The organism is Vibrio sp. L3-7 (assembly GCF_963898195.1).
Lineage (GTDB): Bacteria > Pseudomonadota > Gammaproteobacteria > Enterobacterales > Vibrionaceae > Vibrio > Vibrio echinoideorum.
The window spans coordinates 169,254-190,123 of record NZ_CAWQUW010000001.1 but is presented as its reverse complement, the minus strand read 5'-3'; the positions used below and the strand labels follow the sequence as shown (position 1 = coordinate 190,123).

The following is a 20,870-nucleotide window of genomic DNA, read 5'->3' as shown; positions in this document are numbered from 1 at the left end:
CTTAAATAATCAGCCTGATAGCGAAAGGTTTTCCCTTTGTTGTCAGGCTTTTTTGTTTGAGACTTGTGATATAATCGCGCGAGTTTAATAAGTACAAGAATAGGACACGCTTTGACTTCGTCTCCGGAAAAAGCAGACAACAACAAGAATGCAGCACAGCCGAGTTCTCCAAAGAACGAAGCGAAATCGAACAAACCTGCATCGAACCGACCTGCTAAGCAACTAAAAGCTAAACAGCCAAAAGCTAATCAACTAAAAGCTACACCTGCTGATCATTCAGCGGCCCATACTAAAACATCTCAGAATAGCCCAGCCTCTCTTCGTAAAGCGCTCAACGAATGTATGATGCGCGATCGCTTCCGTTTGAGTAAGCGAATTGCTGGTGCTAACCGTATTAAAAACGAACAATCCAAGAACGTAGTCTTTGATGAGATTGCGTTAGACATTGCCAAGTCAATGATGACGGCAACTCAGCGTGCCTCGCATAAACCAACCATCGAATACCCAGAGATTCTTCCTGTTAGCCAAAAGCGCGATGACATTGCGAAAGCCATTGCTGAAAACCAAGTGGTTATCGTGGCGGGTGAAACCGGTTCGGGTAAAACCACTCAGTTACCTAAGATTTGTTCTGAGCTTGGCCGCGGCCGCATGGGATTAATTGGCCACACTCAGCCTCGTCGTCTTGCGGCACGTTCAGTTGCAAACCGCATCGCGGAAGAGATGGAAACACAGCTGGGTGATTTTGTTGGTTATAAGGTTCGTTTTAACGACCAAATTTCAGATAACACACAAATCAAATTGATGACCGACGGTATTCTACTGGCGGAAATTCAGCACGACCGTTTCTTAAGCCAATACGACACCATCATCATCGATGAAGCGCACGAACGTAGCTTGAACATCGATTTCATCATGGGTTACTTGAGAGAGCTTCTACCAAAGCGTCCTGATCTTAAAGTTATCATTACATCGGCGACCATCGATCCAGAGCGCTTTTCTAAGCACTTCAACAATGCCCCAATTATTGAAGTATCTGGCCGTACATACCCTGTAGACACCCGTTACCGCCCGTTAGGTGGTGATGAAAGTGATTCAGACCGCGATCAAATCGAAGGCATTTTTGAAGCGGTAGATGAGCTGTGTGATGAAGGCCTTGGCGATATCTTGATCTTCATGAACGGTGAGCGTGAAATTCGTGACACTGCCGATTCTTTAAGTAAACGAAACCTGCGTGATACCGAAATCGTGCCGCTGTACGCCCGTCTATCGTCAGGTGAGCAGAACCGTATCTTCCAGTCTCATACAGGACGACGCATTGTTCTCGCGACCAACGTGGCAGAAACCTCGTTAACCGTGCCGGGCATCAAGTATGTTATCGACCCGGGTACAGCGCGTATTAGCCGTTATAGCTACCGTACTAAAGTACAGCGCCTACCGATTGAGCCAGTATCTCAAGCGAGTGCTAACCAACGTAAAGGTCGTTGTGGTCGTGTTGCGGAAGGTATCTGTATTCGTCTGTACTCTGAGGAAGATTTCGAATCACGCCCAGAGTTTACCGACCCAGAGATTCTTCGTACTAACCTAGCGTCCGTTATCCTTCAGATGACGGCTCTCGGCCTAGGCGATATTCAAGCATTCCCATTTGTTGAAGCACCCGATAAGCGCAACATTCAAGATGGTGTAAGGCTACTTGAAGAGCTCGGTGCGATCGCAACAACAGAACCGTCTGCGAACAAAAACAAGAATCAAGGCGACGACAAGAAGAAGCTAACGCCGATTGGCCGCAAGCTGGCTAAGTTGCCGATTGATCCTCGTTTAGCGCGTATGGTGATTGAAGCACCAAGCAACCGATGCCTTCATGAAGTGATGGTTATTGCTTCTGCATTGTCGATTCAAGATCCGCGTGAGCGTCCATCAGACAAGCAACAATCTTCTGACGAGAAGCACAAACGCTTCTTTGATAAAGAATCAGATTTCATCACATTTGTGAACTTGTGGGATTACATCAAGCAGCAACAGAAAGAGCTGTCGAGTAATCAATTCCGCAAACAGTGTAAGCAAGATTACCTAAACTATTTACGCATTCGAGAATGGCAAGATGTGTACTTCCAAATTCACCAAGCGATGCGTGAACTGGATACCAAGCTGAATAGTGAACCGGGCAGTTACGATGGCATTCACATGTCATTGCTATCAGGTTTGCTTTCGCACATCGGTATGAAAGACCAAGAGAAGAATGAATATCAAGGTGCTCGTAACGCGCGATTCCATATATTCCCTGCGTCTGGCTTATTTAAGAAACAGCCTAAGTGGATCATGTCTGCTGAGCTGGTGGAAACCTCAAAACTTTGGGGTCGCGTTATCGCGAAGATTCAACCTGAATGGATTGAGCCACTAGCGAAACACCTGATTAAACGCAGTTACAGCGAACCACATTGGTCGAAGAAGCAAGCGGCAGTAATGGCACACGAAAAAGTGATGCTTTACGGAATCCCAATCATTCCAAAACGTTTGGTGAACTACGGAGCGATTGATGCCACCGTCAGCCGTGAGTTGTTTGTACGCAGTGCATTAGTCGAAGGTGAGTGGGAAACCAAGCACGCCTTCTTCAAGCAGAACCGCAAGCTACTGCAAGAAGTAGAAGAGTTAGAGCATAAATCACGTCGTCGTGACATCTTGATCGACGATGATGAGCTGTTCGATTTCTATGACCAACGTGTTGGTGAAGAGGCCGTTTCAGGCCGTCACTTTGATTCATGGTGGAAGCAAACCAGCCAAAAAACACCTGAGTTGCTGAACTTTGAAAAGTCGATGCTGTTCCGAGGCGATGCAAGCCACGTTACTGATTTGGATTATCCGAATTTCTGGCACCAAAATGGTATCAAGCTGAAGTTGAGCTACCAATTTGAGCCGGGTGACGACAACGATGGTGTAACGGTACATATCCCGCTGCCTATCTTGAACCAGATCGACCAAAACGGCTTCGATTGGCAGATCCCAGGCCTACGTCAGGAACTGGTGATCAGCTTAATTAAGTCGCTACCAAAAACGCTACGCCGTAACTTTGTACCTGCGCCAAACTACGCCGATGCGTTCTTGGCTCGTGTTACACCGTTAGAAGCTCCGTTGTTGGATTCTCTTGAAAAAGAGCTGCGCCGCATGACAGGTGTAGAAGTGGTGCGTGATGACTGGAAGTTAGACCAGATCCCTGAGCACTTAAAGGTAACATTCCGCGCCGTAGATCATCGCAAGCGTAAGCTGAAAGAACAGAAAGACTTGCATGAGCTAAAAGAAAGCCTGAAAGACAAGGTTCAAGAAACGCTTTCTAAGGTTGCTGACGACGATATTGAACAGCAGAACCTGCACACGTGGAGCTTTGGTGAGCTACCAAAAGTTTACCAACAGAAACGTGGCGGCTACGATGTTAAAGCATTCCCCGCGCTGGTAGATTCCAAAGACAGCGTAGAGATCAAACTGTTCGAAACCGAGCAAGAGCAAATCTCGGCAATGAAATCGGGTCAGCGTCGTTTAATCCTGTTGAACGTGCCATCGCCGATCAAATACCTGCACTCTAACTTGCCGAACAAATCTAAGTTAGGTTTGTACTTCAACCCATACGGACAGGTACTCGATCTTATCGATGACTGTATCGCTTGTGGTATTGATAAGCTGATTGAAGAGAAGGGCGGTTTGGTTTGGGAGCCAGAGCAGTTTGAAGCATTGAAAGAACACGTACGTGCGGAACTGGGTGACAGCGTGGTTGAGATTGCTCAACAGGTTGAAACCATCTTAACTACGGCATTCAGCATCAGTAAGAAGCTGAAAGGACGTGTTGACCTTTCAATGGCATTCGCACTTTCTGACATAAAAGCTCAGGTAGAAGGTTTGATTTTTAAGGGGTTTGCCACAGAATGCGGGTGGAAACGTCTGCCGGATATTCTACGCTATATGAGAGCCATTGAGCGTCGCATGGAAAAACTGCCGATTGACCCGAACAAAGATCGCTTGCATATGATCAAAGTTGAGTCGGTAATGAATGATTACAAAGAGCTGCTGAATAAAATCCCAAAAGGGATCGCGGTTCCAGAAAATGTAAAAGAGGTGCGTTGGATGGTAGAAGAGCTTCGTGTAAGCTTCTTCGCACAGCAGCTCGGAACGCCTTACCCAGTATCAGATAAGCGTGTTAAAAACGCGATTGATGCTTGCTAAGGAATAAAGCTAGACGCAATAGCAAGGTTTAGGTATAAATCTTGCTTATTGCATTACTAATTGAATAGTTATTACATACAGGGCGACTTGGTGGCAATTTATTACCACTCAAGGCCTGCCACTAGGACGAAAAAGGTCGAATATGAAAAAAACGTTATTAGCACTAGTATTGCTAGGTGCATCTTCAACAGCAATGGCTGATTCTTGGTTGTACGGCGGCGTAATGGGTGGTCAAAACTCATTTGCTGGTGAAGATGAAACGGCGATGGGTATCCACGTGGGTACTGGTATCCTTCCATTAATTGGTGTTGAAGCTGGTTACTGGGATCTTGGTTCTTTCGACAACGTTAGCTACGGCAACCGCGCTAAACAAGGTGTTGACGTAAGCACAGCTTACCTAGCGATCAAACCAAGCATCGATTTCGGTCCTCTACACGTATACGCGAAGGGCGGCCTTCACTCATACGAAGTGAAAGGCGATAACTTTAAGCAAGACGATGTAGACGTAATGTTTGCAGTTGGCGCTGAGTACTTTATTTTTGGTCCACTATCTGTTGGCGCTAGCTACCAAAACTTCAAAATGAAAGATGACGACTCTGGCGTTTTCTCTCTAAACGCAACTATCCACCTACTGTAATTAATCAGTAAGGCGATCGTAAATAACGGTCGGATAGTCGTTAAAGAGTTCGTAAGAATTCAATAAAAAATGCCAGCTTGATAGCTGGCATTTTTGTATCTGTAGAATAGTAATGTCGTTGACTTAAGCGGTATAAGTTAAGCGAGCAGCGCTATTTCTTACTGTTTAGAATCTTCTGAATTCTTGGGTTAACCGCTTTGCCGTGTTGGCTTTCGTACTCTTCGCGTTTCAAGTCGTTCAAGTTCTTCACTGAGTTAGCAGCAAGAAGGAACTGCGGCAATTCTGTTTCCAGCATGCCTTTCTCATCTAAACGCTTTGCTTCCAAGTAGTATTTCTTAAACAGGCCATCGAGCTTGTTTTCCGCAGTGCGCTTTAAGTCATACAGCTTGTTTTGAATTAACCATTTCTCAATCTTGTTCGCAGCACTACGCGACAACACTCGAATACGGCTATCCAGCAATTCTTCTTCAGTCAAAGAATCTTTCAGGATCCAAAGCTCACCCATTTGCGGCGGCCAGCTGTTACCAAGCTGAATACGTTCGTGGCAGTGCATTAGCACGCGGTTAAGGCCGTCTGAGTCAACAGAGTGGGCAAACTCAAGAAACTTACCGCTTGGTTCACTACCGTATTGGTATTCCCACTGAGTTTCGTACACGCTCAAGAAAGAACCGAACACATGGATACACCAATCGGTTAGCTCTAACTCTGCTGGATCTTGATCAACAACAGGCACTTGTTGAGACGCACCAGAGCCCGCAGCGTTTGGTGTCGCTACGTTCACTTCTGTACTTTGTGCTTCAATCACTTCAGGTGCGGTAGGCTGTACTGTAGCGTCAGGAACAACAGGTTGAGCTGGCTCAGAAGGTTGGCTTTTTGCCTTTTTGAATGAGCTGCTGCCTGAAGCGTTCAGATGGGCTAAGCTTTTGTCTATACCCATTTCCTTGAGCTTGTCCTGCATTTCCTGAATATTGAGCGGTCTTCTGCTGTTGTTGTCTTTCATTTTGCTTCTCGTTAACTAACCAATACTGCAGCTTAGATTCGATGCGTGATATTGGCATTAGTTCATTGGCTTTGGCTTTATACCAGAGGACAAATTTTTTCCATATTAAATTATGGTCACCAGCAAGGCCGGAGAATTTAAAAGCACGTTCAGCCCATGTCGGAATGATCTCTTCATCAAGATCATGGGTTGAAACGGTATTGCTGGTCATTGAGCCTCGGCTTTGTGGGCGAGGGGCATACTGCGTATGTTGCATCGGTGCCGGCGCTGGCTGAAACTTTGGTGCAGGTGCAGGTGCAGGTGCAGGTGCAGGTGCAGTAGAGTAAACCGGTATGCTATTGGTCGGTTGAGCTTCAACTTGAACCGCAGTTTGCTCTCTTTCAATGAGCATTTTGAAAACGTGTATTTCTTTTTTGTCTCGATAATCTACTTTTACTTTATCGAGAAAACCTTGGTCGACTAAGCACTTAAGGCAGTCGGCTAAACCGAACGTCGAGAGAGCACAAAGTTGACCTGCCGCTTGCAAGCATACATTGGTGTAACCGAATTCATCAGCACCATCTGCAAGCATCAATAAAACCAGCTTTTCTGCTGGGCTAGAAGTATTCACTTGCCAAGCTAAATAAGAATATTTGGCGCTCAATATCGTGTTCTCAAAAAAGGTAAGTCGTTGTCACTATTGTAAGTCACCCCTTACCGAATTTATAGCAACTTAACAGAAAACGACATTAGTAAGCCAAATATTGACCATAAGGAGAGGTCTGCCCCAAAAAGTAAGCCTACACTCATTCATTTTAGGTCAGAAGGTGGCTAAAGATGGGGTTTACGGTCGTATTTTTCGTGTCTGATTCTGCACCAAGGCTTAAAATAATGTGGTCTATTAACGTTCAGAATGAGCTTCTAACTTTCGTGTTGTCTTCATGAAAATGCCAACCTTCTCTCTCTGGTGACTACTGATGATTGACTTATCTATGTATTGACATATTTGCCCATCTATTCACAAATCATATTAAATTTATAAAACACCTTGATATGATCAATATTTGCGCTATTATGACGATAAGTCAGAAATGACGAAGCGTCATAAAATGGTTAACCACATGAATTTACTATTCGTGTTAATATATTGGACAGGAGCGTTTTAAATGCTGATTAAGCTTAGGTAATAGCTAAGCTCAAATACGGACTGAAAAATTATGTTTGGCTTTGGTTGTAAAGGCGATAAACAAAGTATCTTTGGTTGCAAGGCGGTGCTGTCTAAGAAGCAGCAATCCATAGCCGACCGAGAAGTAGAATTGATGTTGTTAGCAAAAGATCTGGTTCGAGAACAAGGGTTCGGAAATCTAACGATGGATAGGCTAACGGCGGCAAGCTCTTATTCTAAAGGTACGATATACAATCACTTTTGCAGCAAAGAAGACGTGGTTTTAGCGTTATGTATTCATTCTCTAAAGTCTGAGGCACTGTTGTTTGCTCGTTCTGGAGAGTTTGAAGGCAACTCACGCGAAAAGATTGTGGCATTGCATGTTGCGTACCGAGTTTATGCTCGTATGGAACCGGTATTATCAACTTGCGCGATTATGGCGAAAAGCCCATGGGTACTAGAGAAAGCCTCCAGTGCACGCGTGGCCGAGATGAATCAATTAGAAGAAATCGTTATCGAACAAGCGGATCTGCTCGTCAATCAAGCAGTAGAAGCCGGTGACCTAAAGTTCTCTTCTGGCGTGGGTTCAGATGCCATCGTATTCGCCAACTGGTCAATCGCATTTGGTTCAAATGCTTTGTCTCAGAATGCTTCAAACAGTCATTGTATCAAGCGGTTACAAGATCCGTATTCAGTATTACATAACGCGAACATGATTTTAGACGGCCTCAACTGGCAGCCCCTTTCGAGTGATTGGGATTACCGTAAAACCTGGCGCCGTGTAGAACAAGAACTGTTCAGTGAAGAAGTCGCTTACTTAGAGTCAGTAGGTCGATAAGCTTCAACTAAACCCACCTATGTGGGTTTATTAATAATCATTAGTGACGATTCGTCATAAACTTAAGTTTGCCTAGTGTTGTTTTGGTTTTCTTGAGTGTATGACTAAGAATTGTGTCTTTTGTCAGCTTCGGCTGGCTTTTTAAGACACAACTATGACGAATCGTCACAAATGGAGACTGTGATGGAACATGACAGCCAGAAGCCCGCTCTCGATCACCAAAATCGAGATAACCGTAATGTCGATAGCGTAAACGGGGATCTAAATAACAGTTGGCACTCAATACCGACCAAGCGTTCGTTTATCGTTCTGCTAGTGGTTTTTTCAATCATCATGCTCTCTGCATTAGGGGCAAAGAACCTCTACTTTAGAGGGGATTACAACATCTTCTTCGAAGGCACCAACAAACAGTTGATGGCGTTCGATGAAATTCAAACTACCTTTGCGAAAACCGACAACCTTGCGATTGTTGTCGCACCTGAAGGCGGCAATGTCTTCACTCCAGAAACCCTCACCTTAATTCAAAACCTCACGGTCGATGCGTGGCAGATCCCGTACTCAAGCCGTGTCGATTCGCTTGCCAATTATCAGCATACCGAAGCCGTTGAAGACGACTTGTTAGTGGAAGACTTGCTGTACGAAGAATACGAGCACACGCCAGAGCGGATCGCCAAAGTAAAACAGATCGCGCTCAACGAACCACTGCTTAAGAATGCATTGGTATCGGCCTCCGGCGATGTGACCATTGTTAACGTGACGGTGCAATTGCCCGAAGTGGACAAAACGGCGGAAGTGCAAGAAGTCATTGCGGCCATCAACGCCATGATTGACCGCTATGAAGCACAATATCCTAATGTCGAATTCCATAAGGCGGGCATCATTGCCATGAATAACGCCTTTATGACCTCGGCTCAAGAAGACAGCTCAACACTGGTGCCGTTAATGCTGTTAGTGGTGTTGGTGTTCCTAACCTTTATGCTGCGCTCGTTCTTTAGCGTGCTTGCTACCTTAGTTGTGATTATCTCTTCGATTGTCGCGACCATGGGTTTGTCTGGCTGGGCAGGGATGTTCCTCAGCACCGCAACGGTTAACGTGCCAACCTTGGTGTTAACCCTTGCTGTTGCCGATTGTGTTCACGTGATTGTGACCATGAGACAAGCGATGCAACGCGGTATGGAGAAAGCCCAAGCCATTCAATACAGCATCAAGCTTAATGCGATGCCGATTTTGATTACTTCTGTCACCACCGCGATTGGCTTCTTGATGATGAACATGTCGGATTCTCCAGTATTGCGAGACTTCGGTAACTTGTCGGCATTGGGCGTGATCATCGCGTGTTTCCTATCCGTGACTATGTTGCCTGCGCTGTTAAAACTATTGCCAGTAAAGACTTTACCAGCCAATGAAGCAGCGGAAAGCAAAGTCACTTTCATGGATAAACTGGGCGACTTTGTCGTAGCGAACCGTAAAGCACTGCTGCCTATTTCTACCTTAGTGATTGTTGGCGCAGCCGCGTTAATTCCATTGAACAGAGTGAATGATGAATCGGTGAAGTATTTCGATACCTCAAGCGAGTTCAGACAAGCGGCAGACTTCATGGAACAGACCGTAAGCGGCATGACGACCATCAGTATTGCGGTGAAAACCAACGAATCTCAAGCGATTGCTGATCCTGTATTCCTGCAAGCGATTGGTGACTTTACCGATTGGCTACGCATACAACCAGAAACCGATCATGTGGCCACGCTTTCCGATGTTTACATGCGTTTGAATAAGAACATGCATGGCGATGATGACAGCTACTACCAACTGCCGCTTAACCGTGAACTTGCGGCGCAATACCTACTGCTTTATGAGATGTCTCTGCCTTATGGTTTGGACTTGAACAACCAAATCAACGTCGATAAATCATCGATAAAAATGGTGCTGACGGTCGACAACCTAGGCAGCGTTGAATTGGTGGAACTCGAAGAGCGTATTTACTCATGGTTTGCAGCCAATGCGCCTCAATATGAAGTGGTGGCGTCTAGCCCGTCGCTGATGTTTGCCCATATCGGGGAAACCAACATGGCGAGCATGCTATCAACTCTGCCTATCACCTTAGTACTTATCTCTGGCTTGATGATCTTTGCATTGCGCTCGGTTCGCTTGGGCATTATCAGCCTAGTACCAAACATTGCCCCGGCGATTATTGGCTTTGGTTTGTGGGCGCTTATCTCCGGTGAAATCAACCTTGGTCTGTCCGTCGTAGTCACGCTCACGCTGGGTATTGTTGTCGATGATGCGGTGCATTTCTTAAGTAAATACCAACGAGCACGATTAGAAGGGCAATCAGCGGAAGAAGCGGTTCGGTACGCCTTCCACACTGTTGGCCGTGCATTGTGGATTACCACGGTTGTGTTAGTGGCGGGTTTCTCTGTATTGGCGATGTCGAGCTTCAGACTCAACTCTGACATGGGCTTACTCAGTGCGATTGTGATTTTTATTGCGCTGGTGGTCGACTTCATCTTGCTACCGAGCTTACTGATGATCTTCGACAAACAGACTCACTATTCAGATAAACCTCAGCACGAATCAAAGCTATCTAAAGAAGAGCAATCTAGCCCGTCTAAACCAGTTGGCGAACTGACTACTTCAACCAAATAAGGAATCGTCAGCCTGCTGCGGTGGGCTGACTCAAGGAGATCATTATGAAAAGCTTTAAACACTCTATTACAAAGAAAACACTAATAACGTCATTGATGACTATTGGCGCATTCGTGGCTTTCCCTGCGTTAGCCGATCCTGCGAAAGGCTTAGAGATCGCCGAGCAGCGTAAAGCCGTCGATATGGGGTGGGGCGATTCTGTTGCGACCATGGAAATGCTACTTCGCAACAAACAAGGCGAAAGTAGCTCGCGCCTAATGCGATTGAAGTCGTTAGAAGTGGATGACGATGGCGACAAAGGGTTGACCATTTTTGATGAGCCGCGTGACGTAAAAGGCACGGCTTTCTTGAACCACTCACACATAGCGAAATCAGATGATCAATGGCTGTATCTGCCAGCATTGAAACGAGTAAAACGCATCTCTTCACGTAACAAATCGGGCCCGTTTATGGGCAGTGAATTTGCTTACGAAGATTTGAGCTCGTTCGAGCTAGGAAAGTACACCTTCAACTACATTGAAGACGCCAAAATCGAAGGTGTTGATACCTTTGTATTGGAGCAAGTTCCGACCGACAAAAACTCTGGCTACACCATGCAGAAAGTATGGCTAGACCAACAATATTACCGCCCCGTTCAAGTGGAGTTTTACGACCGTAAAGGTGCATTGCTAAAAACCCTCTCGTTCCAAGACTACAAACAATACCTAAACCAATACTGGCGCGCGCACACCATGTCGATGCAAAACCACCAAACAGGCAAAAGTACCGTATTAACCACGACAGATTTAGCGTTCCAGACCGGTCTTAAGGACAAGGATTTTCAAAAAAACACACTTAAACGTGCAAAGTAAGGCAAGAATATGAAAAGGATTGTGTTAACAGGAACGCAGTTATCCTTAACCTTGGCGGCGACCGTTGGGCTAATGCAGGTGTCGTTGCCATGTGTGGCGGCAGGTTTTAGCTCTGAGCCAGTAGAGCTGTTTAGCCAAGAGCGACTAGAACAGGTCACCCCACAGCTAGCAGGGCAGGTTAACCTTGAACACAGGCAGTTCTTTAGTGACGGCTTACAAGGGCAGGATAAAGGGCAAAGTTCACTGGTTTTGCAACCGGAGTTTTACTGGGAGCAACAAGAGGGCAACGGCAGCTTTACCTTCACGCCGTTTTTTCGCCTAGACAGCGAAGACGATGAACGAACTCATGGCGATGTTCGTGAAGCTCTATATCTCAATTATTGGGACGATTACGAACTGCGAGTGGGTGTAGGCAAAGTGTTCTGGGGCGTGACTGAATCGGCGCACTTAGTGGACGTAGTAAATCAAACCGATGCGATTGAATCGGTCGATGGCGAATCCAAGTTGGGTCAGCCTATGGTGCACTTTACGTCCATCAAAGACTGGGGAACCATCGATGCTATGTTACTGCCGTATTTTCGTGAACGTACCTTTGCAGGGGAAGACGGTCGGTTAAGAACGCCCGTACCCGTTTCAGACGATGCGCTTTACGAATCATCGAAAGAAGAAAAGCACGTTGATGTGGCACTGCGTTATAGCCAAATGTACGGCGATTGGGATGTCGGTTTAAGCTATTTAGGCGGCACAAATCGTGACCCTTATTATCGTGTAGAAGGCAATGAACTCAAGCCGTATTACGCGCAAATGCAGCATTTTGGGTTAGATGTGCAAGGCATTATGGGTGACTGGTTATGGAAGCTTGAAAGCATTTATCGTGACAGCTACGACAACCACACAGGTGTCGCGACAGGCTTTGAATACACATGGGTTGGCGCGCTAGAGTCGTATTGGGATATTGGCTTCATTGCTGAATACCTGTACGACAGCCGAGGCAATAATGCCCAAAGTGTCGGTCAAAACGATGTGTTTCTTGGAGCGCGCTTCGCCTTGAACGATGAAGACGGGACCGAGGTGTTAACGGGCATTACTCAAGACTTAGATAACAGCGATGTCTACAGTGCAAAGCTCGAAGCATCTAGCCGTATTAACAACAACCTCAAGTGGCGATTAAACGCGTGGTTGTTTGAGAACGAAACCCCAGAAGATTTGTTGTTCTTCGCGCGTAAGGACGATTTTGTTGAGATGGCGTTGGAATATTATTTTTAGTCTTTACAAAAAGTTAGTATTTCCAACCATTTAGCATTTCCAAGAACTTGGCATTTCCGAAAAGTTAGGTATTTCCAATAAGTTAATGTTGGTTTCGTGAGGCGTTCTTGTTAAAGGGAACGTCTCAAATTTAAGATGAGCCATATTTAGAATGTTCAAAGTCGTATTTTTATAAAATGGATCAAACAATCGAATAGTCCCACAGGTAAAATGGTTATATTTTTCGAGCATCTATAACCTCCGAATATGCATGTGAAACGTGCTGGTGGTATCGGCCCTAAGGGATATATGAATTCATTCAATTGGGATAATAACTTTGAAACAGGCATTGGTGTCGTAGACGAACAACATCAATACCTTGTTGGTTTTATCAACCACTATGGAAACCTGTTGTCAGAGAATACTATCTCTATAGACGACATGAGCGTCGCTTTACTCGATCTCACACGCTATGCCGAATTTCATTTTAAAGAAGAAGAATCTTTAATGAGAGATTGCGGTGTATACGATTTACACATTGAAGAACACATCAAAGTTCATCGCATGTTTATGCGAGATATCTACAGCATGCAAGCATTCATCTTGGAAGAAGATCAGTCGTCAGCACGGCAGTTACTTGATTTCCTCATCCATTGGCTTGCATACCACATCCTCGGTATCGACCAAAACATGGCTCGACAAGTGGCCGCGATAGAAAAGGGAGCAACACCTCAACAAGCGTTTGAAGCAGAAAAAAAGCAGAAAGACTCTTCAACCATCCCTTTACTCGCTGCGCTTAACGGCTTATTTGAACAAGTCTCTGAGCGCAACAAGCAGTTGTTACGTTTCAACCAGTTACTCGAAGAAAAAGTCGAGGAACGTACGGCAGAGTTAAAACAAGCGAACAAGAAACTTGAAGAACTGTCGTTAACAGATTCACTCACTAAATTACCTAACCGTCGCAGTGCTTTTAAACAGTTAGCGGTACATTGGCAAGACTCGAAAGAACTTGGCATGCCTTTAGTGTGCATTATGATTGATGCCGACCACTTCAAGCGCATTAACGACACCAGTGGCCACGATGCAGGTGATTTGGTGTTACAAACCCTCGCGCGTGAACTGAAAAATGCGTTTCGCAATGACGATATTGTGTGTCGATTAGGGGGCGATGAGTTCTTGGTGATTTGCCCAGATACCGACCTTAAAGGCGGTATGCACATCGCGGAAACGACTCGACAGAAAGTGTCTGAATTAGAGGTTGAAACCAGTAATCAAGTTTGGATTGGCAGTATTAGTGTCGGTGTAGCTGAAATAACCCAAGAATTCGGGTCCATGAATGAGTTGGTTAAAGCCGCCGATGAGTCTGTTTATTTAGCGAAAAACGCGGGCAAAAACAGCGTGTGCTCGATTCAGATATCGAACTCAGTTCATTTAAAATCTAGAGCGCAGTTCCATTCAGATTTAGAGCACGGTTCACTTTAGTTTTAGAGCTCCGCTCGCTTCAAATCTAGAACCTAGCGACTTTAAATCTAGAGTCTAGCCGCTTTAAATCTAAAACCTAGCTCGGCTCCAAATAAAGAAGTGGAACCAGTAATTGTTCCACTTCTTCTTACTCCTCATTAATATCCTGTTAAATTTGCCGTGTTTTTAGTCAATAACTTGCTCTTTTAGCGATTCAATTTGGCATTGGTAGCGTGTTTGATTACTATGTGTAGCTATCTAAAAAAACTAATCATCCGATACGGACACTACCAACTGGTAGATGAGGAAATGATGCAACATCTAGAAGAGATCATTGCTAATGCAACGACTGCTATTGATACAGCAGATTCGTTAGTCGCACTTGATGAAGTGCGAGTTCAGTATTTAGGTAAGAAGGGTGAACTCACTCTTCAACTACAAAGCCTAGGTAAACTTCCACCTGAAGAGCGTCGCACTGCTGGTCAAGAGATCAACAAAGCGAAAGGTGCTGTTCAACAAGCGATCGCAGCTCGCAAAGACGCACTACAACGTGCAGAGCTTGAAGCGAAACTAGCTGAAGAAACTATCGATGTGAGCCTACCAGGTCGTCGCATTGAGAACGGTGGTCTTCACCCAGTTACTCGCACAGTTGAGCGTATCGAACAGTTCTTTGGTGAGCTTGGCTTTAGCACTGAGTCTGGCCCTGAGATCGAAGATGCATTCCACAACTTTGATGCACTAAACATCGCAGACGATCACCCAGCTCGTACTGATCACGATACTTTCTTCTTCAACCCCGATCTAATGCTACGTACGCACACTTCTGGTGTTCAAATCCGTACGATGGAAAACGGCAAACCGCCTTTCCGCTTCATTGCTCCGGGTCGTGTTTACCGTAACGACTACGATCAAACTCACACGCCAATGTTCCACCAAGTGGAAGGTATGTTAGTTGATGAGAACGTAAACTTCGCACAACTTAAAGGCATTCTTAACGATTTCCTTTGTAACTTCTTTGAAGAAGAAGTTGAAGTGCGTTTCCGTCCTTCATTCTTCCCGTTCACAGAGCCTTCAGCTGAAGTTGACGTGAAACGTAAAGATGGCAAATGGCTAGAAGTTCTAGGCTGTGGCATGGTTCACCCTAACGTACTTCGCTCTGTTGGCATCGACCCTGAGAAATACTCTGGTTTTGCATTCGGTATGGGTGTAGAGCGTCTAACGATGCTTCGTTACGGCGTAAATGACCTTCGTGCGTTCTTCGAGAACGACCTTCGTTTCCTTAAACAATTCAAGTAATCCGGGGCAGTCAAAACTATGAAATTCAGTGAATCTTGGCTACGCGAGTGGGTTAAACCTGCAATTAACAGCGAAGAGCTAGCTCACCAAATCACTATGGCTGGTTTGGAAGTTGACGATGTAGAACCTGTTGCGGGTGTTTTCACCGGCGTTAAAGTAGGTAAAGTGGTTGAGTGCGGTCAGCACCCAGACGCAGACAAACTACAAGTAACTAAAATTGATATCGGCGAAGAAGAGCTGCTAGATATCGTTTGTGGTGCATCTAACTGTCGTCTTGGCCTAACTGTAGCAGTAGCAACAGTTGGTGCAGTACTTCCTGGTGACTTCAAAATCAAGAAAGCAAAACTACGTGGCGTTCCATCGCACGGCATGCTTTGTTCTTTCTCTGAGCTAGGTATCGACGTAGAATCTGACGGCATCCTTGAGCTACCAGAAGGCACAACGCTAGGTATGGACGTACGTGAGCTTCTTGAGCTTAACGACGTAACTATCGACGTAGACCTAACAGCAAACCGCGCAGATTGCTTCAGCATCCGTGGCCTTGCTCGTGAAGTTGGCGTACTAAACCGCGCAGACGTTACAGAGCCAACAGTTGAAGCTGTTGCAACAAGCATTGAAGACACAGTATCTGTTGAAATCAAAGCAACTGATGCTTGTCCACGTTACCTTGGCCGTGTGGTTAAGAACGTAAACGTGAAAGCGGAATCGCCAATCTGGATGCAAGAAAAACTGCGCCGTTGTGGTATCCGTTCAATCGACCCAGTTGTAGACATCACAAACTACGTGATGCTAGAGCAAGGCCAACCAATGCACGCATTTGATCTAGCTAAGATCGAAGGCGGTATCGTGGTTCGTCTAGCAGAGCAGGGCGAAAAACTAACACTTCTAGATGGCAACGAAGCTGAATTAAACAGCAACACACTTGTTATCGCAGACCAAAACAAAGCACTAGCAATCGCTGGTATCTTTGGCGGTCAAGATTCAGGTGTTACTACTGAAACAACAGACGTACTTCTTGAAGCTGCATTCTTCGCACCGGATCACATCCGTGGTCGCGCACGTGCTTACGGCCTTCACACAGATTCTTCTCTACGTTTCGAACGTGGTGTTGATTCAACACTTCAAGCAGCAGCAATGGAGCGTGCAACACAGCTTCTAGTTGAAATCTGTGGTGGTGAAGTTGCGCCAGTAAACGGCAGCGAATCTGAAGCTGATCTTCCTAAAGCAAACGTAGTTGCTCTACGTCGCGCTAAGCTAGACAGCCTACTAGGTCACGAAATCCCATCTACCGACGTAGTGGAAATTCTTACTCGCCTAGGTTGTAACGTCGAAACGACAGAAGCTGGCTGGACGGCAACGTCTCCATCTTGGCGTTTTGATATCGCAATCGAGCAAGACCTAATTGAAGAAGTAGGTCGTATCTACGGTTACGATAACATTCCAAACCAAGCGCCTAAAGCGGCACTTAAAATGAATGACCACAAAGAAGCTAACCAACCGCTTAAGCGCGTTCGTGACCTTCTTGTAGACCGTGGCTACCACGAAGCAATCACATACAGCTTCGTAGAACCAGAACAGCAAAAACTTGTTGTACCTGGTGTTGAGCCGCTAATCCTGCCATTCCCAATCTCTGCGGACATGTCAGCAATGCGTCTTGGCCTAATCCAAGGTCTTCTAAACACAGTTGTTCACAACCAGAAGCGTCAACAGTCTCGCGTTCGTCTATTCGAATCAGGCCTACGTTTCATCCCTGAAGCAACAGCTGAAAACGGCATGCGCCAAGAAATGATGCTTGCGGGCGTTATCTCTGGTACTCGTGGCGAAGAGCACTGGGACATTGCAACTAACACTGTAGATTTCTTCGATCTTAAAGGTGACCTAGAAGCCGTTCTTGAGCTTTCTGCAAACGAAATCGCATACAGCTTCAAATCTGCGAAGCACCCAGCACTTCACCCAGGTCAAACTGCGGCTATCGTAGTAGACGGCAAAGAAGTGGGTATCATTGGTACTGTTCACCCAGAACTAGAGCGTAAGTTTGGTCTTAACGGCCGTACTATCGTATTCGAAATCGAATGGGCAGCTATCAACACTCGCGTGCTTCCAGAAGCAGTAGCCGTATCTAAGTTCCCTGCAAACCGTCGTGATATCGCCGTTGTTGTTGACGAAGCAGTTGCTTCTGGCGACATCGTAGAAGCGTGTATTGCTGCTGGTGGCGAATTCCTAACAGGCGCTAAACTGTTCGACGTATACGTTGGTCAAGGCGTTGAAGAAGGTAAGAAGAGCCTAGCAATCGCACTTAGCCTACAGTCTGTAGAGCGCACACTTGAAGATGCAGACATCGCTGGTTCAGTAGATGCTATCGTAGCTTCAATCTCAGAGAAATTCGGCGCAGCACTTCGCGACTAATCTCTTCTGATAGATAGAAAAACCAAAGGCCTCGCATTGCGAGGCCTTTTTTTCTATGGTGAAGAGTCAAAATAGGGTATGGGTTTGTAATTGAGCATAATTGAAGGAGTGGTTTTGTTAATCTAACAAGGCATGACGAAAGGTAACAAGTATGAGATAATCCAGTGGTTTATACTCAAGTTATATAGGTGAAAGATGTCTAGATACGAATCGATGTCAGGCAATAGTAATATTGATGAGTTAGAAATAGCAGATGCCATCGAAAGTTGTGACTCTTCCTATACTATGTCTCCAAGTACAACAATACGTATTGCGAGAGAGCAATACAGTATATTTGAGTTTACTAGACAGATTCAAAGAAGAAGAGTGGATGTTTCGCCGGACTTCCAACGTTTTAATGCTTGGCAGCCATTGCAAAAGTCCGAGTTGATAGAGTCAATACTTATGGGAATTCCCATACCAATGTTGTACTTGTTTGAGAACGAATTTGGGCAAAGACAAGTAATCGATGGGAAGCAACGTCTCACCGCTATGCGTGATTTTGTCGAAAATGGATTTAGCCTATCTGGTTTGAGAATGCTTTCTCAGTACAACGGCTTCTTTTTTAATGACCTTCCCCCAATTCTTCAAGCGAAGATAGAGGACTGTCAAATTCCAACATATATTGTTCAGCCTCCAACTCCTGAAGTTGTAAAGTTCTACATATTTGAGCGCATTAATAGAGGCGGAACACAGCTAAATCAACAAGAGTTACGCCATGCTCTGCATCAAGGCAATGCTACCGAGTTACTCATAAACATAGCGAATGAACCCGAATTCGGCTTTTTCGGTATGGGGAGCTCTGACCGCATGCGAAGAGAATATATGGCTTTGAGATACTTGACATTTTACTTGTGTGCGAATGGCTATATGAACGTACCTCATGATAACAATGATGTTAATGAACTGCTTTCGCTAACAATGAAGTATTTAAATGGGTGCCCTTCTGATTTTATAAATTACCTAAGATACCAATCGAAAAAAGTTTTTCGTGATATCCACATTGTTTTAGGTGAAAAGGCATTCATACATGATGAGTATAACAATACTATTTTAATATCTCTATTTGAGGTTTTTTCGTATATTTTTACTTATCCGGACTTAATGAATAAAATAGAATCCGATAAGGGTAAAGTTTTAAATATTTTAAATTTCTATAAAGCCAATATCGCAGGGAATAAATCCACTTATGGTGATTATAGTCAAGTCAGTACACTTTGGCGTCGAATAGAAATATCAAGAACAATAATTGAGGGTGTGAAAGTTGCTTAGCAATATTAATGTGAAAGGTTTCAAAAGTATAAAGGAAGAATGTGTTGATTTTAAACCTTATACAATCATTACTGGATTGAATTCATCAGGTAAATCAACTGTAATACAAGCAGTATTATTAGCTATAAAACACTCTAAAGACGCTAATAAATATAAAATGGCCCCTTCAACTCAGTATTTAGAAGATTATTCTTCAGTTAGAAATAAGAATATCAATGCCAAAGAGATAAATATTTCACTGTCTAGTTCTGAAGTAAGTTGTGATGTAATAATTACAAGTGAAGGTCTTAAATCTGCTGGTGGTGTGGACCTTTCCTTTGATATGCCTAGTGATAATAAAGAGCCTGAGTTGTTTTATTTAAACGCAAATAGACAAGGGCCAGAAGAACTTGCTCTTATTAGTTCTACTAACAAGGTTGGTTCCTCTGGTCAATATATATTAGGTTATTTTAATTCAGTCAAAGACTCTCCTTTGGCAGATGAATTATGTAAGTATAAAGAATCGAAGACACTGGGATATCAAGTAGGTCAGTGGTTGAGCTATATTACGGAGACTCAAACAGAGCTGACAACCGAAGCTCAATCAACTTCTCAAGTTAAGGTCACTTTTAACGATGCCAAGTTGGGGCCGGTTTCTCCTCTTAATTTAGGGGCTGGTATGAGTTATGTTGCCAAGGTCGTTATATTATGCCTAATTGCTAAAAAAGGTGATGTAGTCATAATTGAAAACCCAGAAATACACTTGCACCCTAAAGCGCAATCATTACTTAGTGCTCTCTTCTCTTTTGTATCAAGCAATGGTGTTCAAATTATAGTAGAAACACATTGCGAACATTTAATAAACAAGACTCGTCATCAAGTTTATAAGAAAGAGATTAAAAACGAAGATGTCATTATCCATTATAAAGAAAACGTTGAGTCATCATTTATTACTCTAAATTTAGATAGTAATGGACACTACATTGATAAAAATGGCGTTAAAATTAACTTCCCGAGAGGCTTTTTCGATAGCACACTTAACGAGTTGATTGAAATTGGAGGCTAGTCTTGGGTAAAGTTGCACTTGATGATGAATTATTCATTGAATATTTTCGTTTTAAAAATGGTAAAAGTACCAATCATTCACTTGTTAGCAATATGCTTTCTCATTTGAAGTTGCCTTTTGTACAGTCTTCTTGTCAAGCTTATAGGTGTTATCAAGGGCTTACAGAGCAAGAGAGAGATGAAAGCCAAATTATATCTCCGTCAATACTTTCAGCTTTTTTGAGTGGTGGTATTCAAACGAGAACACTCGAAGAGTTAGGAAAGATGTCTAAATATCATCTTGTTCTAACTGCTGATAATCAAAGGAATACCTATCCCTATTTAAATATAAATGCAAAGAATATTGAACTTAATTATTCAAAAACATGTTTGAGAGGTGAGTCTAGAAGCGATATTGTTAGCCACCTTGAATCTCTTTGTGCTGATGCAACTAAAATTACGATTTGTGATAACTACTTTTTTGCTCCAGCTTGGAGTAGTGGAGGGATTACTACTGAGAAATTTTTCGATGAGATCCTCCCTAAGAAGATGCTTACTATTGAGTTTGTTAGTAATAGTAAATCGGTTAAAGAACATAAGCCTCTAGTTCGCTCTAAGGATACTAATTGGAGTGCCGTTCGATATAATGGGGTGTGCTACTCAACTCAAAATCATGATCGTTATTTGATAATTGAAAAACCGAATCAATGTATTGAGGTGATGCTATCTAGTGGCTTTATTTACCTTTGGAAACCTGAAAAGGAAATAACCTGTGTATTCAGGGAGGTTTAAGCTTAATTAAA

Annotated in this window: 14 protein-coding genes; 12 read left to right on the top strand and 2 right to left on the bottom strand. The window is 44.2% G+C overall.

The annotated features are described in order from the left end of the window. Positions 1 to 111 precede the first annotated feature (111 nt). A complete protein-coding gene (gene hrpA / locus AACW75_RS00920) occupies positions 112 to 4,209 on the top strand; it encodes an ATP-dependent RNA helicase HrpA (RefSeq protein WP_237297363.1) in 4,098 nt (1,365 codons plus the stop codon). Between the two features lie 142 nt (positions 4,210 to 4,351). Next, a complete protein-coding gene (locus AACW75_RS00915; protein WP_017074571.1) occupies positions 4,352 to 4,846 on the top strand; it encodes an outer membrane beta-barrel protein in 495 nt (164 codons plus the stop codon). Positions 4,847 to 4,997: 151 nt separating this feature from the next. On the opposite strand, the gene AACW75_RS00910 is transcribed toward AACW75_RS00915, so the two are convergent. Both AACW75_RS00910 and AACW75_RS00905 read right to left on the bottom strand, forming a co-directional pair. Beyond that, on the bottom strand, positions 4,998 to 5,783 hold the full coding sequence (locus AACW75_RS00910) for a hypothetical protein (RefSeq protein ID WP_145563856.1): 786 nt from the start codon (positions 5,781 to 5,783) through the stop codon (positions 4,998 to 5,000). Continuing rightward, a complete protein-coding gene (locus AACW75_RS00905) occupies positions 5,704 to 6,489 on the bottom strand; it encodes a hypothetical protein (RefSeq protein ID WP_145568223.1) in 786 nt (261 codons plus the stop codon). Before AACW75_RS00905 ends, AACW75_RS00910 begins: the two co-directional genes overlap by 80 nt. 553 nt (positions 6,490 to 7,042) lie before the next feature. Between AACW75_RS00905 and AACW75_RS00900 the strand changes: the two genes are divergently transcribed. The 10 genes from AACW75_RS00900 to AACW75_RS00855 all read left to right on the top strand — a co-directional run bounded on the left by AACW75_RS00900 (position 7,043) and on the right by AACW75_RS00855 (position 20,859). Next, positions 7,043 to 7,828: a TetR/AcrR family transcriptional regulator gene (locus AACW75_RS00900; RefSeq protein ID WP_017074568.1), complete on the top strand. Its 786-nt coding sequence runs from the start codon at positions 7,043 to 7,045 to the stop codon at positions 7,826 to 7,828. A gap of 120 nt (positions 7,829 to 7,948) precedes the next feature. After that, a complete protein-coding gene (locus AACW75_RS00895) occupies positions 7,949 to 10,474 on the top strand; it encodes an efflux RND transporter permease subunit (RefSeq protein WP_237297362.1) in 2,526 nt (841 codons plus the stop codon). A gap of 95 nt (positions 10,475 to 10,569) precedes the next feature. Further along, complete coding sequence (locus tag AACW75_RS00890) at positions 10,570 to 11,325, top strand: outer membrane lipoprotein-sorting protein (RefSeq protein ID WP_237297380.1); 756 nt, start codon at positions 10,570 to 10,572, stop codon at positions 11,323 to 11,325. Between the two features lie 9 nt (positions 11,326 to 11,334). Next, on the top strand, positions 11,335 to 12,591 hold the full coding sequence (locus AACW75_RS00885) for a hypothetical protein (protein ID WP_145568225.1): 1,257 nt from the start codon (positions 11,335 to 11,337) through the stop codon (positions 12,589 to 12,591). Positions 12,592 to 12,879: 288 nt separating this feature from the next. Beyond that, positions 12,880 to 14,052, top strand: coding sequence for a GGDEF domain-containing protein (locus AACW75_RS00880; protein WP_145568227.1), 1,173 nt, complete (start codon positions 12,880 to 12,882; stop codon positions 14,050 to 14,052). Between the two features lie 291 nt (positions 14,053 to 14,343). Further along, on the top strand, positions 14,344 to 15,327 hold the full coding sequence (pheS, locus tag AACW75_RS00875; RefSeq protein WP_004734764.1) for a phenylalanine--tRNA ligase subunit alpha: 984 nt from the start codon (positions 14,344 to 14,346) through the stop codon (positions 15,325 to 15,327). Between the two features lie 18 nt (positions 15,328 to 15,345). Further along, positions 15,346 to 17,733 carry a phenylalanine--tRNA ligase subunit beta gene (gene pheT / locus AACW75_RS00870; protein WP_145568228.1) on the top strand — a complete coding sequence of 796 codons (2,388 nt, stop codon included), beginning with the start codon at positions 15,346 to 15,348 and terminating at the stop codon, positions 17,731 to 17,733. Between the two features lie 195 nt (positions 17,734 to 17,928). Further along, positions 17,929 to 19,044: a DUF262 domain-containing protein gene (locus tag AACW75_RS00865; RefSeq protein ID WP_145568229.1), complete on the top strand. Its 1,116-nt coding sequence runs from the start codon at positions 17,929 to 17,931 to the stop codon at positions 19,042 to 19,044. Then, on the top strand, positions 19,037 to 20,089 hold the full coding sequence (locus AACW75_RS00860) for an AAA family ATPase (RefSeq protein ID WP_145568230.1): 1,053 nt from the start codon (positions 19,037 to 19,039) through the stop codon (positions 20,087 to 20,089). The genes AACW75_RS00865 and AACW75_RS00860 overlap by 8 nt, the downstream gene beginning before the upstream one ends. Positions 20,090 to 20,091: 2 nt before the next feature. Beyond that, entirely contained in the window at positions 20,092 to 20,859 is a 768-nt protein-coding gene (locus AACW75_RS00855; RefSeq protein WP_237297361.1) for a hypothetical protein, read from the top strand. Positions 20,860 to 20,870 lie beyond the last annotated feature (11 nt).

Coding starts and splice junctions, on each gene's coding strand:
- AACW75_RS00915 (WP_017074571.1), top strand. CDS start 4,352: ATGAAAAAAACGTTATTAGCACTAGTATTGCTAGGTGCATCTTCAACA.
- AACW75_RS00910 (WP_145563856.1), bottom strand. CDS start 5,783: ATGGGTATAGACAAAAGCTTAGCCCATCTGAACGCTTCAGGCAGCAGC.
- AACW75_RS00900 (WP_017074568.1), top strand. CDS start 7,043: ATGTTTGGCTTTGGTTGTAAAGGCGATAAACAAAGTATCTTTGGTTGC.
- AACW75_RS00890 (WP_237297380.1), top strand. CDS start 10,570: ATGACTATTGGCGCATTCGTGGCTTTCCCTGCGTTAGCCGATCCTGCG.
- AACW75_RS00885 (WP_145568225.1), top strand. CDS start 11,335: ATGAAAAGGATTGTGTTAACAGGAACGCAGTTATCCTTAACCTTGGCG.
- AACW75_RS00880 (WP_145568227.1), top strand. CDS start 12,880: ATGAATTCATTCAATTGGGATAATAACTTTGAAACAGGCATTGGTGTC.
- pheS (WP_004734764.1), top strand. CDS start 14,344: ATGCAACATCTAGAAGAGATCATTGCTAATGCAACGACTGCTATTGAT.
- pheT (WP_145568228.1), top strand. CDS start 15,346: ATGAAATTCAGTGAATCTTGGCTACGCGAGTGGGTTAAACCTGCAATT.
- AACW75_RS00865 (WP_145568229.1), top strand. CDS start 17,929: ATGTCTAGATACGAATCGATGTCAGGCAATAGTAATATTGATGAGTTA.